This window comes from Oceanobacillus damuensis (assembly GCF_001618145.1).
Taxonomy (GTDB): domain Bacteria; phylum Bacillota; class Bacilli; order Bacillales; family Amphibacillaceae; genus Oceanobacillus; species Oceanobacillus damuensis.
The window spans coordinates 39009-53191 of record NZ_LQNF01000017.1 but is presented as its reverse complement, the minus strand read 5'-3'; the positions used below and the strand labels follow the sequence as shown (position 1 = coordinate 53191).

12 protein-coding genes and 1 pseudogene are annotated in these 14183 nt (G+C 42.0%); 1 reads left to right on the top strand and 12 read right to left on the bottom strand.

What is annotated here, in order from left to right; all coding sequences use genetic code 11:
* Positions 1 to 5 precede the first annotated feature (5 nt).
* From A4245_RS11880 to A4245_RS11865, 4 genes are read right to left on the bottom strand one after another with little or no spacing between them, the layout of a single operon-like run.
* The gene (locus A4245_RS11880; protein WP_084268782.1) at positions 6 to 1133 is read right to left on the bottom strand and encodes a M20/M25/M40 family metallo-hydrolase; all 1128 of its coding nucleotides are present in this window, start codon (positions 1131 to 1133) and stop codon (positions 6 to 8) included.
* Between the two features lie 44 nt (positions 1134 to 1177).
* Positions 1178 to 2722 (bottom strand): acyl-CoA carboxylase subunit beta, encoded by a 1545-nt coding sequence (locus tag A4245_RS11875; protein WP_067728151.1) that lies wholly within the window; start codon positions 2720 to 2722, stop codon positions 1178 to 1180.
* A complete protein-coding gene (gene mce / locus A4245_RS11870; protein WP_084268783.1) occupies positions 2722 to 3543 on the bottom strand; it encodes a methylmalonyl-CoA epimerase in 822 nt (273 codons plus the stop codon). The genes A4245_RS11875 and mce overlap by 1 nt, the downstream gene beginning before the upstream one ends.
* A gap of 14 nt (positions 3544 to 3557) precedes the next feature.
* On the bottom strand, positions 3558 to 5204 hold the full coding sequence (locus tag A4245_RS11865) for an acyl-CoA mutase large subunit family protein (protein WP_067728147.1): 1647 nt from the start codon (positions 5202 to 5204) through the stop codon (positions 3558 to 3560).
* A gap of 131 nt (positions 5205 to 5335) precedes the next feature.
* On the opposite strand from A4245_RS11865, the gene prli42 reads away from it, so the two are divergent.
* On the top strand, positions 5336 to 5473 hold the full coding sequence (gene prli42, locus A4245_RS20140) for a stressosome-associated protein Prli42 (RefSeq protein WP_157087715.1): 138 nt from the start codon (positions 5336 to 5338) through the stop codon (positions 5471 to 5473).
* Positions 5474 to 5513: 40 nt separating this feature from the next.
* On the opposite strand, the gene A4245_RS11860 is transcribed toward prli42, so the two are convergent.
* From A4245_RS11860 to A4245_RS11825, 8 genes and pseudogenes are all read right to left on the bottom strand, one after another.
* Complete coding sequence (locus A4245_RS11860) at positions 5514 to 6503, bottom strand: aromatic acid exporter family protein (protein WP_084268781.1); 990 nt, start codon at positions 6501 to 6503, stop codon at positions 5514 to 5516.
* 103 nt (positions 6504 to 6606) lie between these two features.
* The gene (locus A4245_RS11855) at positions 6607 to 7038 is read right to left on the bottom strand and encodes a BrxA/BrxB family bacilliredoxin (RefSeq protein ID WP_067728142.1); all 432 of its coding nucleotides are present in this window, start codon (positions 7036 to 7038) and stop codon (positions 6607 to 6609) included.
* Between the two features lie 121 nt (positions 7039 to 7159).
* Positions 7160 to 8431 carry a dihydrolipoamide acetyltransferase family protein gene (locus A4245_RS11850; protein ID WP_067728140.1) on the bottom strand — a complete coding sequence of 424 codons (1272 nt, stop codon included), beginning with the start codon at positions 8429 to 8431 and terminating at the stop codon, positions 7160 to 7162.
* A 24-nt stretch (positions 8432 to 8455) separates the two neighbouring features.
* The gene (locus A4245_RS11845) at positions 8456 to 9439 is read right to left on the bottom strand and encodes an alpha-ketoacid dehydrogenase subunit beta (RefSeq protein WP_067728137.1); all 984 of its coding nucleotides are present in this window, start codon (positions 9437 to 9439) and stop codon (positions 8456 to 8458) included.
* Positions 9440 to 9453: 14 nt separating this feature from the next.
* The gene (locus A4245_RS11840) at positions 9454 to 10449 is read right to left on the bottom strand and encodes a thiamine pyrophosphate-dependent dehydrogenase E1 component subunit alpha (protein WP_067728135.1); all 996 of its coding nucleotides are present in this window, start codon (positions 10447 to 10449) and stop codon (positions 9454 to 9456) included.
* A 16-nt stretch (positions 10450 to 10465) separates the two neighbouring features.
* Positions 10466 to 11887: a dihydrolipoyl dehydrogenase gene (gene lpdA / locus A4245_RS11835; RefSeq protein ID WP_067728133.1), complete on the bottom strand. Its 1422-nt coding sequence runs from the start codon at positions 11885 to 11887 to the stop codon at positions 10466 to 10468.
* 4 nt (positions 11888 to 11891) lie between these two features.
* Complete coding sequence (gene buk, locus A4245_RS11830; RefSeq protein ID WP_084268780.1) at positions 11892 to 12980, bottom strand: butyrate kinase; 1089 nt, start codon at positions 12978 to 12980, stop codon at positions 11892 to 11894.
* Positions 12981 to 13010: 30 nt separating this feature from the next.
* Positions 13011 to 14104: pseudogene (locus tag A4245_RS11825) on the bottom strand (Leu/Phe/Val dehydrogenase).
* Between the last annotated feature and the right edge of the window lie 79 nt (positions 14105 to 14183).

Below are 14183 nucleotides of genomic sequence, written 5' to 3'. Positions count from 1 at the left end.
TCGGGTTATGATCCTGCTGCTTCTTTTATGATTGCAGTTACTAACTCAGTGACCTTAACAAGATCGCTTACCGCAATTTTCTCGTCTTTTGTGTGAATGCCTTCATATCCAACAGCCAGATTTACGGTAGGGATACCAAGGCCGGCAATCACATTTGCGTCACTGCCACCACCACTTTTAAGAAGCTTACTCTCCCTGCCGATGGCACCAGCAGCTTTTCGTGCAACCTCAACAACCCGATCGCCCTCTTTTTGACTATATCCCGGATACATCACTTTTATCGTTACATCTGCAGACCCGCCATGCGCTTCTGCCGTTTGTTCGAAAGCGTTTTTCATCTTTTCAGTTTGTTTTTCCATTTTCTCTGGCACGAGAGATCTAGCCTCAGCAATGATTTCAACATGATCGACGACGATATTTGTCTGTTTTCCACCTTCGAACCGGCCGATATTAGCTGTTGTATCTTCATCGATTCTGCCAAGAGGCATTTTGGAAATGGCTTTTGCAGCGAGTGTAATCGCTGAAACGCCTTTTTCAGGCTCCACTCCTGCATGTGCCGTTTTCCCTTTAACGACTGCAAATACTTTGGCCTGTGTCGGTGCTGCCACAATAATGTCACCAACGTCTCCGTTGCTGTCCAGTGCGTAGCCATATTTAGCGTTAATCAGTGACCCGTCAAGTGCTTTTGCTCCAACTAATCCGGATTCTTCACCTGCAGTAATTACAAATTGAATATCTCCATGCTTGATCCCATTCTCTTTTATAACGCGGATTGCCTCAAGCATAGCGGAAAGTCCTGCTTTATCGTCAGCACCCAGGATCGTTGTTCCATCTGAAGTAATGATACCATCTTTTACGGAAGGTTTTATCCCTTTACCAGGTACTACAGTGTCCATGTGGGATGTAAAGTAAATTGGATCGGCACCTTCCAGATTACCTGGAAGTGTACATATCAAATTACCTGCGCCATGTCCGGTTTTTTCTTTACTGTTATCCTCGTATACGTTAAGTCCTAAATCTGAAAATTTCTTTTTAAGTACATCAGCAATTTCTGCTTCAAACTTTGTCTCCGAGTCGATTTTTACGAGTTCCATAAATTCTGATACTAATCTTTCCTGGTTAACGTTTGTCAATTTAAAAACCTCCCGTATATAGGCTACTATATGTTGTGTCTTTTTTACAGTGGGATGTTTCCGTGTTTTTTCGTTGGACGCTCCTCCTGTTTATTGCGCAGCATCTCGAGAGACTGGATTAACTTTATCCTTGTTTTCCGTGGGTCGATCACATCATCGACCATCCCCAGCCCAGCAGCCACATAAGGGTTTGCGAATTTTTCCCGGTATGTATCAATTTTCTCTTGTCTTAACTGTTCCGGATTGTCACTTTCAGCTATTTCTTTAGCATAAATTATATTTACAGCACCCTCAGGCCCCATGACGGCTATTTCAGCGTTCGGCCAGGCGTATACGAGGTCGGCACCGATGGATTTGCTGTTAAGCGCTACATAGGCACCACCATATGCTTTTCTTGTAATAACCGTTATTTTCGGTACAGTGGCTTCTGAATAGGCATAAAGGATTTTTGCACCATGACGGATGATACCCGCATGTTCCTGCTTTACACCAGGGAAGAATCCAGTTACATCTTCAAAAGTAATAATTGGTACATTAAATGAGTCACAGAAGCGGATAAAACGTGCTGCCTTATCGCTGGAGTCGATGTCCAGTCCGCCCGCAAGGTATTTTGGCTGATTGCACACTAGACCGATTGTTTCACCTTTTATTCTGGCGAAGCCAACGACAATATTTTTGGCGAATTTACGTTGAATTTCCAGAAAACTATCTCTGTCTACTACTTGCTCGATTACATTTTTTACGTCGTAAGGTTTAATGGCATTGAATGGCACGAGATCAGCGAGCTCTGGACGTAATTCAGGTTCCGGCTTATATGGTAACTTATCGGATTTTTCGTTATGGTTTGCAGGAAGATAATCAATCAGCTGGCGAACCGTATCCAATGCATCTTCTTCAGAGTTTGCCTGAAAGTGCGCATTCCCACTTTTGGAATTATGTATATGTGCACCACCGAGATCTTCGGAGGAAATCTTTTCCCCTGTTACGGTTTCGATTACTTTAGGTCCCGTAATAAACATCTGGGAAGTTTTTTCGACCATAATGACAAAGTCGGTAATTGCCGGTGAGTATACGGCACCACCTGCACTAGGTCCCATAATGACCGAAATCTGAGGGATGACGCCCGAATAGATGGAATTGCGGTAAAAAACATGACCATAACCATCCAAAGAAGAAACCCCCTCCTGGATTTTTGCTCCTCCTGAATCGTTTAAGCCGATAAAAGGAAAACCATTTTTAGCTGCCAAATCCATGGCAGCAGCAATTTTTTTACCGTGCATTTCCCCTAATGCCCCACCATATACGGTAAAGTCCTGGGCAAATAAATAAACCGATTTTCCATTGATTTTGCCGTAACCGGTGACAACCCCTTCCCCATTACCATTATTGCTCATATCAAAATCGGTTACCCTTGTTTCAATAAAAGGATTTAATTCCACAAAAGTCCTTGCATCAAGCAGGTAATCAATCCGTTCTCTTGCTGTCATTTTTCCTTTGTCATGCTGCTTTTCAATGCGTTTATCGCCGCCGCCTAATTCAACTTGCCTTCGTTTGTCGTATAATTCATTTATTTTATCGAACATATCCATTAATTATCACTCTTTTCGTGCTGACATATTTCGAATAGTACACCGCTCGCAGCTTTTGGGTGAATGAATGCTATTTGGCTATTATTTGCGCCAGGTTTCGGTTTTTCATTGATTACCTTTACGCCTTGTTTGATCAGTTGTTCCAGCCTTGTTTTGATGTCATCCACTTCCAATGCGATATGATGAATACCTTCCCCTTTCTTATCAAGGAATCTTCTGATTGGCGAGGTATCATTCAATGGTTCCAACAGCTCCAACCTTGACTCGCCAAGGTTAATAAAGGCAACCTTAACCCCTTCTGTTTCCACCTGCTCCACAGCTTCGAGTTCAAGTCCTAATGCGTCCGTATAAAAGGACAGGCTATTGTCTATATTTTCGACTGCAATACCGATATGGGCGATTTTTTTCGGTTTTTCAATCGGTTTTGTTTTAGGGTCAATAAGTTCCTGAATATAATCGGCCAAAACTTCCGTTGATGAACCACTAGTAAATATTTTTCTGATTCCCTGATCGATCAGATAAGGAATATCCTCACTAGGAATGACGCCACCACCTATAACAGGTATGTCGATGGCATCACGGTGTTTCAGCTCCTCAAGCACCTTTGGAAACAATGTGCGATGAGCTCCCGACAAGGAGGAAAGTCCAATGACGTCCACATCCTCCTGTACGGCCGCCTGGGCAATTTGTGCGGGTGATTGACGCAATCCTGTATAAATGACTTCCATGCCATGGTCTCTGAGTGCCTGGGCAATTATCAATGCCCCCCGATCATGTCCATCCAAACCTGGTTTCGCTACAAGTACGCGTATTTTTCTCACCATATTGTCCCCCTTTATAGACCTGTATATTCTCCAAACTCTTCCCGTAAAACATTACAGATTTCCCCTACGGATGCATAAACCCTAACAGCATCCAAAATATTGGGAATCAAATTGGCATCCGGAGTCTTTGCATTTTCTTTTAGTGCAGATAGTGCCTTGTCCACAGCCTTCTGATCACGTTCTTTACGAATGGACTGTAATGATTCAATCTGAGCTTTTTCAAGTGCCTCATCGACTTTTAACAAATCTGGGTTTACTTCTTCATCCAGCTTGAACTTGTTTAGGCCGACAATAATCTCTTCCTCTTTCTCAATCCGTTTTTGTATCTCGTAAGCATTTTGGTGTATTTCGCGTTGCATGTAGCCTTCTTCTACCGCTTGCACGGCGCCGCCAATCTCTTTAATTTGCTCCAGATATTCATTTATTTTTTCTTCCATTTCATCTGTTAATGCTTCTACATAATAGGAACCGCCTAATGGATCAATCGTATCAGCAACTCCACTCTCATGTGCAATGATCTGCTGCGTTCGCAAGGCTATTCTCGCAGAATCCTCAGTCGGCAATGATAATGCTTCATCACGTGAATTTGTGTGCAGACTTTGGGTACCTCCCATGACTGCAGCTAAAGCCTGCAATGTAACCCGAACAATATTGTTATCGGGTTGCTGGGCAGTCAGTGTGGAACCGCCAGTTTGGGTATGGAATCTCAGTTTCCAGCTCTTTGGATCTTTTGCCTGATAATGTTCTTTCATAATTTTTGCCCATATTCTTCTGGAAGCACGGAATTTTGCCACTTCCTCAAAAAAGTTGTTGTGTGCATTGAAAAAGAATGCGAGTCTTGGAGCGAAAGAATCGACATCAAGGCCGGATTCAATCGCCGCATCGACATAGGCAATACCATTAGCTATTGTGAACGCTGCTTCCTGAACAGCGTTTGAACCGGCTTCCCTGATATGATACCCCGATATACTGATTGTGTTGAATTTAGGTACAAATTTTTGGCAGTATTCAAATATATTAGTGATTAATCGCATGGATGGCTTCGGTGGGAAAATATAGGTCCCTCTAGCAATGTATTCTTTTAAGATATCGTTCTGTATTGTCCCTGTAAGCTTTTCCAATGGGACGCCCTGTTTTTCACCAACTGCAATATACATGCATAGCAAAACGGAAGCTGGAGCATTGATGGTCATCGAAGTACTGACCTTATCAAGGGGAATTTGGTCAAGAAGCCGTTCCATATCCTTTAATGTATCTATAGCCACTCCTACCTTGCCGACCTCTCCCTCTGACATTATGTCATCCGAATCATAGCCGATTTGAGTGGGTAGATCAAAAGCAACCGACAGACCTGTTTGACCCTGTTCAAGCAAATATCGAAATCGCTTATTTGTCTCAGCCGCAGAACCGAACCCGGCATATTGTCGCATTGTCCAGAATCTGCTCCGATACATCGTCGGCTGGATACCTCGAGTATATGGATACTGACCTGGATAACTTGATTTGCTTTCAGCACTGTCTGCATCATATAAGCGTTTTACTTCAATATCGGAAGAAGTAGTAAATGGCTGCTGTCTTTCGGGAAAGCGCTTTAATATTTTGGATACGGAAGTTTCGTATTGTACCTTTTCCGATGAATGCAGCTTATTTTCGCTCATTTTTCTTACCCCCTCTGTTTAATTTAAAATTTTTATATTAATTCTATTTTCAATCTTTTTTTAACACTTGTCCAGAACTAATTTTCACGATAGAATGAACTATAAGTATTGTGTACAAAGGAGGACCTGTTTTGGCTGCGAATGTTAATCACAAATCTGCTCCGAAAAAACGCTCGAAACGCGAACGCAGAAATAAGATTATTGTGTATATAATGATTATCTTAATGCTTTTATCTACCATTACGTATGGGTTGGCATTCTTTATTTAATAAAATATAAAATGATCTTTGACAATAAAGACTGGTCGATTCAGGAACCAGTCTTTATTTGTTTTTTACTTTTAGAATGTTTAACATCACTGTCTTTAAACTTCTTTTTTATCAATAAATAATCTTCCATTTCATGCAACAGCTGAAATAGATTCGCTCTTGTTTCAAATTCTTCCTGAGTGGTCGGCAAATCTACCTGATTAAATTCTTTTCGCAGTTCCTTTAATTCATCAAGAAATATTACAGCTGTATTTCCAGGATGAACGGAGTTGGATAATTTTTCAAAGAAATCCGCAATTTTCTCAGAGATTAAATTTGTGTTTGGCAAATTCGTAACGAGAGGAAGCATTTTCTTGAACAACTCTAATTGGGTGGCGCGCATTCTGAAGTAATCCCGATATGGATGTTTATTCCTGAGAAGGTGATTTTCCCTGTCTCTTTCCACCAGACGGATGGCTTCCTGCAGAATATCCTCGCTTTCGGTGATTTCGCTCCCCTTCCAGCTGATATCCTTATATCTGAGATAACGAGAATACTCGTAAAGAATGACGCTGAAGTTATGTTCCAGTTTCTGCTGCTTCGCTTTAAGATTTTTATCCAGGCTGGGCATATATAAATTTAACAGCAGCCCTGTGCCAATTCCTACAATAATCAATAAAAACTGGTCAATTAATGTGGCGAATGTGATATTGGAGGAACTGTATAAATTTAAGGTTACAACAGAACTGGTGGATATGCCGGGAGTAATTTTGAATAAAACAGTCGTTGGTATAAACAGGATCAGCATCAGACCGAGAACAAGCGGCTGGTAACCAAGAAGTTCAAAAAATACCAGGGCATAAACGCTTGCTATCATACAGGCCAGAAACCGGTGCCAGGCACTATAAAAGGATCTTTTTCTAGATGGCTGAATGCATAAGATAGTTAAAATTCCTGCTGATACGTAATTTGTCAATCCAAATAATTGTGCAATCGAGATGGAAACCGGTGTACCTATTGCAGTCTTTATTGTCCGATAGCCAATCTTCACTTCTATATCCCCTTGTATAATTTTATAATATGTATAAAATGAGGCTGACATTTTTAAATGGGCAGCCTCAAATCATGGTTATGCTATCTAACGTACTTGAATCCTACAATTCGTTGCAATGTTCCTCGAAAACGTGCTGCAGCTTACTTGTCACTTCCATTGCACTATGGCCTTCAATATCGTGTCTTTCAAGCATCGTAACTATTTTTCCGTCTTTCATTAGTGCAAAAGAAGGTGAGGATGGCGGAAATCCTTCAAAATATTCACGGGCTTTCTCAGTTGCTTCACTATCCTGACCAGCAAAAACAGTTACCAGATGATCAGGGCGTTTGTCAAAGTGAATGGAATTGGCGGCTGCCGGACGTGCGATTCCTCCTGCACAACCACAAGTCGAATTGACCATGACGAGAGTAGTGCCTTCCCGTGTCAATGCTGCATCCACTTCTTCAGGACTTTTAAGCTCCTCGTAACCTGCTTCTTTTATATCTTTACGTGCAGCGTCAACTACATCCTGCATGAACAAATTAAAATCCATATGGTATCCATCCCTTTACATTATATTATCTTTCTAATCTTAGCTTACCAAGTCGGGGGAGAATTTTCAATTTATAATGTTTGAAACGTAAACACAATACAGAAAATGTTTTAACAGCAAATTAGTACAATTGGATTGTTTCCTCATTCATGCTCTCCAGAATTTCCTTCACGAGGGAAAGAAATCTCCCGCAAATTAACCCGTCCAGTATGCGGTGATCCAGTGACAATGATAGATTCACTATATCCCGTGCAGCGAACATGTCATTAATAATGACTGGTCGTTTAACAATCGATTCGACCTGAAGGATTGCTGCCTGGGGATGATTGATGACACCCATGGATGATATGGAACCGAAAGACCCGGTGTTATTTACGGTAAATGTTCCACCCTGCATATCTTCGGAAGTCAATTGGCCACTGCGAGCTTTCTTAGCTAGATTATAGATATCGCGTGCAATCGCCTTTATTGTTTTTTCATCTGCATTTTTAATAACAGGAACAAACAGCTCGTTTTCCTTCGCAACAGCAATGGATAAATTGATATCTTTCTTCTGGATAATTTTATCTCCTGCCCACATACTGTTCAGCTGAGGATATTCTTTCAAAGCTTGAGACACTGCCTTTATAAAAAAGGAAAAAAATGTAAGACCGAAACCTTCCGTTTCTTTGAAGTGATTCTTTATCCTGTTTCGATAACTTACAAGATCTGTCACATCAACTTCTACTGTCATCCAGGCATGTGGAATCTCCTGTGTTGACTTAACCATATTTTGCGCAATAACTTTTCTTACACCCTTCACAGGAATTTCAATATCACCTGTTTGGGTTTCTGGATGGGAAGATTCCGCCGTCTGTTCGATGGATACACCGGACGCAGCGTGGTTGTTTGCTTCTTGGAAGGTGGCCGCTTTTGGCATCTCACCAGATGCAATAATTTTTTCAAGATCCTTCCTCGTAATTCTGCCTCCCCGGCCAGAACCGGTCACTTCATTTAAATCTATATTATTTTCCTGGGAAAGACGAAGCACTGCAGGAGAATACCTCTTCTTCATTGATTCACTTTTATCAGAATTCCCTTTTACAGCGGAATTATTTTTATCTTCAGATGCAGCACGTTGGATTTCTGTATTGGATTCTTCACTTTCGGCGTTTTCAGTCGCGATATAGCAAATCAAGTCACCCACCGCAACGGTTTCCCCTTCTTCTGCTGTTAGTTCTTTAATCACACCAGTAAATGAGGACGGTACCTCTGCATTCACTTTATCTGTCATTACCTCTGCAATTGGATCATATTTATTGACCTTATCTCCGACGTTAACGAGCCAGGTACTTATGGTCCCTTCTGTCACACTCTCCCCCAGCTGTGGCATCGTAATTTTTTGAGTAGGCATTTCCATTACCTCCTTATCCATTTGTTAATATTCCGCTAAATCCCGCATTGCTTTTTCTACTTTGTCCGGATTCATCATGAAAAATTTCTCCATTGGCGGTGCATAAGGCATCGATGGAACATCAGGTCCGGCAAGCCTCTGGATCGGAGCATCCAGATCAAAAAGACAGTGTTCAGCTATGATTGCTGCAACTTCACCGATGATACTGCCTTCTTTATTATCCTCTGTAATAAGCAGTACTTTTCCAGTTTTCCTGGCAGCTTCGATGATGGATTCCTGATCAAGCGGGTAAACCGTCCGTAAGTCAAGAATATGTGCATCTATTCCATCTTCTGCAAGTTTTTCCGCAGCCTGCAATGCAAAATGAACACATAAACCATACGTGATGACTGTAATATCTTCTCCCTCTCGTTTAACATCCGATTTACCAATCGGCAGAACATAGTCCTCCGAAGGCACGTCGCCTTTCAGCAAACGGTAGGCGCGTTTATGTTCAAAAAAGAGAACCGGGTCATTATCGCGAATGGCAGCTTTAAGCAATCCCTTTGCATCATATGGTGTGGAAGGCATGACTATTTTCAGTCCGGGCTGATTTGCAAATATTGCTTCTACGGACTGTGAATGATACAGCGCGCCATGTACTCCTCCGCCATATGGAGCACGAATGGTTATTGGTGCACTCCAGTCATTATTGGAGCGATATCTCATCTTCGCGGCTTCTGAAATAATCTGGTTGACTGCCGGCATAATAAAATCGGCAAACTGCATCTCAGCGACAGGTCGCATACCATACATGGCAGCACCAATACCGACTCCGGCTATGGCAGACTCGGCAAGGGGGGTGTCCAGTACACGTTCCTCTCCAAATTCTTCATACAAACCGTCGGTAGCTCTGAAAACGCCACCTTTCTTTCCCACGTCTTCCCCTAAAACAAACACGTTGCCATCGCGTCGCATTTCTTCTCTAAGTGCAGTTGTTATCGCTTGTATATATGACATTATTGGCATGAATATCCCCCTCCCTATTGCTCTTCATAAACGTATTTAAGCGCCTGTTCTGGTTCCGCATATGCCGCGTTTTCGGCGAAGTCAGTTGCTTCGTTTACGATTTTCTTGATTTCTTCGTTCATTTCCTGTTCCTTTTCATCTGTTAGAATGCCTGCTTCCTTTAAATAAGTGGAAAATGTAATGATGGAGTCGTTTTTTCGGGCTTCCTCCACTTCGCCTTTCTCACGGTAAGTCCGATCATCATCGTCACTGGAATGAGCGGTGAGTCGATAGGTGATCGCCTCTATTAAGGACGGACCCTCTCCTGCAACAGCACGATTCCTAGCTTCTTTCACAGCCTTATAAACCGCTAATGGGTCATTTCCATCGACCGTAATTCCAGGCATACCGTACCCCTGTGCCCTGTCTGCCACGTTCTTGCTGGCCACCTGTCTTTCATAAGGAACGGAGATGGCATATTTATTGTTTTCCACCATTGTTATTACTGGCAATTTGTGGACACCTGCGAAATTGAGCCCTTCATGAAAATCTCCCTGATTTGAAGAGCCTTCACCTAATGTGACGAAAGAAACAAAATCCTTTTTTTCCATTTTAGCTGCCAGTGCCACACCTACTGCATGTGGTACCTGGGTTGTAACTGGTGATGAGCCACTTAAAATCCTATTTTTCTTTTGTCCAAAATGACCGGGCATTTGCCTTCCACCCGAATTAGGGTCCTCTGCTTTTGCGAAAGCTGAAAGCATCAGTTCTTTTGCCGTCATCCCAAAAGCGAGCACAACACCCATATCCCTGTAATAGGGAGCTGCATAATCTTTATCTCTATGGAGCGCAAAAGCTGCTCCTATCTGGGCAGCTTCCTGACCCTGACATGAAATGACGAACGGAATTTTACCGGACCGATTCAAAAGCCACATTCTTTCATCAAGTTTTCTTGCCAGGAACATTGTTTTAAACATTTCCAAAACCTGTTGGTCCGATAAGCCTAAATCTGTGTGTCGTAAAGTTGACATATAATATCCCTCCTATTTATCCGTGGATTTGTTTACCTTCCACTGCCAAAGCTGCCTCACCTATAATTTCAGTCAGCGTTGGGTGCGGATGGATGGATTGGGTGATTTCCCAAGGTGTCGCATCAAGCACTTTTGCAAGACCAGCTTCTGAAATCATATCTGTTGCGTGTGGGCCAAGTATATGGATGCCCAATAAGTCATCTGTATTATTATCGGCAACAATTTTGACGAAACCGTCGGATTCTCCGTATACTAGAGCTTTCCCGATAGCTTTGAAAGAAAATTTTCCTGTTTTGATTTGATAGCCTTTTTCTTTAGCTGCATCCTCACTCAGGCCGACACTAGCAGCTTCCGGATTGGAGTAGATGCAGGTCGGAATATTATCATAGTTTATTTTTGGCGGTTTCTGGTCAGCCATATGCTCTACAGCTGTAATCCCTTCATGGGAGGCTACATGGGCAAGCTGCATTCCGCCAATCACGTCGCCAATCGCATAAATATGTGATTCCTTCGTTTGATAATTGCTATTGGTTTCAATTGAACCGTTCTTTAGAATGATATCGGTATTCTCGATGCCGATATTTGCTGTATTTGCATCCCTGCCAACCGATACGAGCATCTTTTCTGCTTTGAATGTACGCTTTTCTTCATCAATTTCTGCTTCTATGGCCACACCAGATTCTTTCTTTACTGTCTCAGGCAGCACTTTAGCACCTTTAACAAACGTGATCCCTTTTTTCTTAAGTAAACGTTCCATCTCTTTTGCTATGTCTTTATCTTCTGTCGGCAATATCTGATTGAAATACTCCAGTACAGTCACATCTACTCCAAAGTCTGCCAACATAGAAGCCCATTCGATTCCTATCACTCCGCCACCTATGATTAAAATGGATTGGGGTAATTCCTTCATTTGCAATGCTTCATCAGAGCTCATTACATATTCACCATCAATGTCAAGACCAGGAAGTGATTTTGGGCGGGAACCGGTTGCTATTAAGACATTTTTTGGAACGATCATTGTGTTTTCCTTGCCATTCTCATATTCAACCGATATGGTGCCAGGCATTGGAGAAAAAATACTTGGTCCGAGAATACGACCATATCCTTGGAAAATCTCGATTTTTTCTTTTTTCATTAATCCTTCTACACCTTGATGTAATGTATGGACAATACGCTGTTTTCTTTCCTGCACTTTCGTGAAATCCAATAATGTATTACTTGTTTCAATGCCGAAATCTGTTGCATTCAATGTTTGCCTATACACCTCTGCACTTCGGAGTAAAGCTTTTGAAGGTATACAGCCACGATGAAGACATGTTCCTCCAAGCTCACCTTTTTCTACGATTGCCACTTTCATTCCGAGCTGTGAGGCTCTGATAGCTGCGACATATCCTCCGGTACCTCCGCCCAATATTACCAGATCATATTCTTTGGACATATTTTCACTCCTCATTAACAGGATAGGATTTATAATCCTCTTCATTTTTCAGTACTCGTAAAACCCCTTCATTTAGAGCTTGTAACTCATCATCTCCGGGATAAATCATTATATCTGCTATCCAGTTTATTCTTTTCATAATCATTTCCGTGAGCAGATTTTTCTCATCCAGGTACCCTGTAAAGACAATGCCGTCGACGTCACCGAATAGCACTGTACTCATGGCGCCAATCTCCTTGGAAATTTGATAGGCCATTGCTTCGTATACGTTTTCTGCTTGCCTATCCCCTGATCTGATTCTGCTCTCTATTTCGTCGATATCTTTTGATCCTAGATAGGCCATCGCTCCACCATTACCTACTACCTTTTTGAACAAATCCTCGTAAGAATATTCTTCCGAAAAACAAAGATTCAGTAAATCGCCAATCGGCACGCTTCCGGAACGCTCCATCGTAAATGGTCCATCACCATCAAGACCATTGTTGACATCAATGACTTTTCCTTTCTGATGTGCACCTATTGTAATCCCTTTTCCTACATGGATAACGATCAGATTAATTTCTTCATAGGAAGAATTCAGGCGGGCTGCCGCTTTTCTTGCTGCAGCCTTATGGTTTAAGGCGTGAAAGATACTTTTCCTGGGGAGTTCAGGAATACCTGAGTATCTTGCTATATTTTCGAGCTCATCTACTACAACCGGATCGACGATAAAAGCGTCTATATTAAGACCCGATGCTATTGCATGTGCGATAATTCCTCCAAGGTTTGAGGCGTGCTTCCCATATTGTTCAGTTTTCAAATCATAGAGCATGGATTGATTGACCTTATAGGTTCCACCTTCGATTGGGAGAAGCAAGCCACCTTTACCACATACAGCGTTCAATCTTGAAATGTTGATCCCTTCGTATTCCAAAAGTTCAAGTATTTGATCTTTACGAAATTGAAATTGATCCGCAATTCGGTTATACTTTTCCAATTCTTCCGCTGGATGAAATATTTCCTTCTGAAAAATGCATCTTACATCGTCAAACATCCCAATTTGCGTTGATTCGGCTCCGGGATTGATAATTAAAGTTCTAAAGTCTGACTGCAACCCACTAACCTCCGAACAAGTAATTTTAGATCATTTTCTGCTCAAAATATGTCGTTCATTAAGCAAGAATTGGCTTCTTGAATTACGTACCGATTGAATTCTCTCTTCCGCCATACGGTCGGCTGCAACGTAAGTCGGAATATTGTCACGCTTGGATATTTCGAATACTCTTTCAAGGCTGTCATAAATTGTTTCAACCTTCTTCATTGCCCTTTCCGCATTATAACCGGTAAGTTCATCCGCAACATTGATTACTCCACCTGAATTAATAACATAATCTGGTGCATACACTATTCCGCTTTCATGGATGATATCCCCATGAGAAGTGGACTTCAGCTGATTATTTGCCGAACCTGCAATCACCTTTGCTTTTAATTTCGGAATGGTATCATCATTTATGGTCGCTCCCAATGCACAAGGAGCGTACACATCACATTCCACATCATAGATATCATCCGGATTGACGGCTTTTGCTCCAAATGCATCCACGGCCCGTTTAACCGCATCTTTATTAATGTCGGTAACTACTAATTGTGCTCCTTCTTTATGGAGAAATTCACATAGGGCGAAGGCGACATTTCCGACCCCTTGAACTGCAACGATTTTCCCTTCCAGTGAATCTGTGCCGAATGCTTCTTTTACGGATGCCTTCATCCCTTTGTATACACCGTAGGCAGTTACTGGAGAAGGATTTCCGGATGCCCCGTTATAAGATGATGTTCCTGCGACAAATTCGGTTTCCAAATGGATGGTGTCCATATCCTGGACAGTTGTCCCGACGTCTTCAGCGGTGATGTATCTTCCGTTTAACCCTTGTATATATCTGCCAAATGAACGGAACATTTCCGGGTTTTTATCTTTTCTCGGGTCTCCAATGATTACAGTTTTACCGCCACCTAAATTTAACCCTGCAGCAGCATTTTTGTAAGTCATCCCTTTTGCTAAACGAAGTGCATCGACAATCGCGTCCTCTTCAGAATCATACGTCCACATTCTTGTCCCACCAAGCGCAGGTCCAAGTGTCGTATCATGTATTGCGATGATGGCCTTTAATCCTGAGTTTTTGTCCTGACAAAAAACCAATTGCTCGTAATCATATTTTCCAGATAAGTAAAGATTTCCATGTGAACTCCTCCTAATCTATCTATGGTACATTGGTAAAGCATTCTTCTGTGATGAGTGAATGTTAAAATCCCCACAATT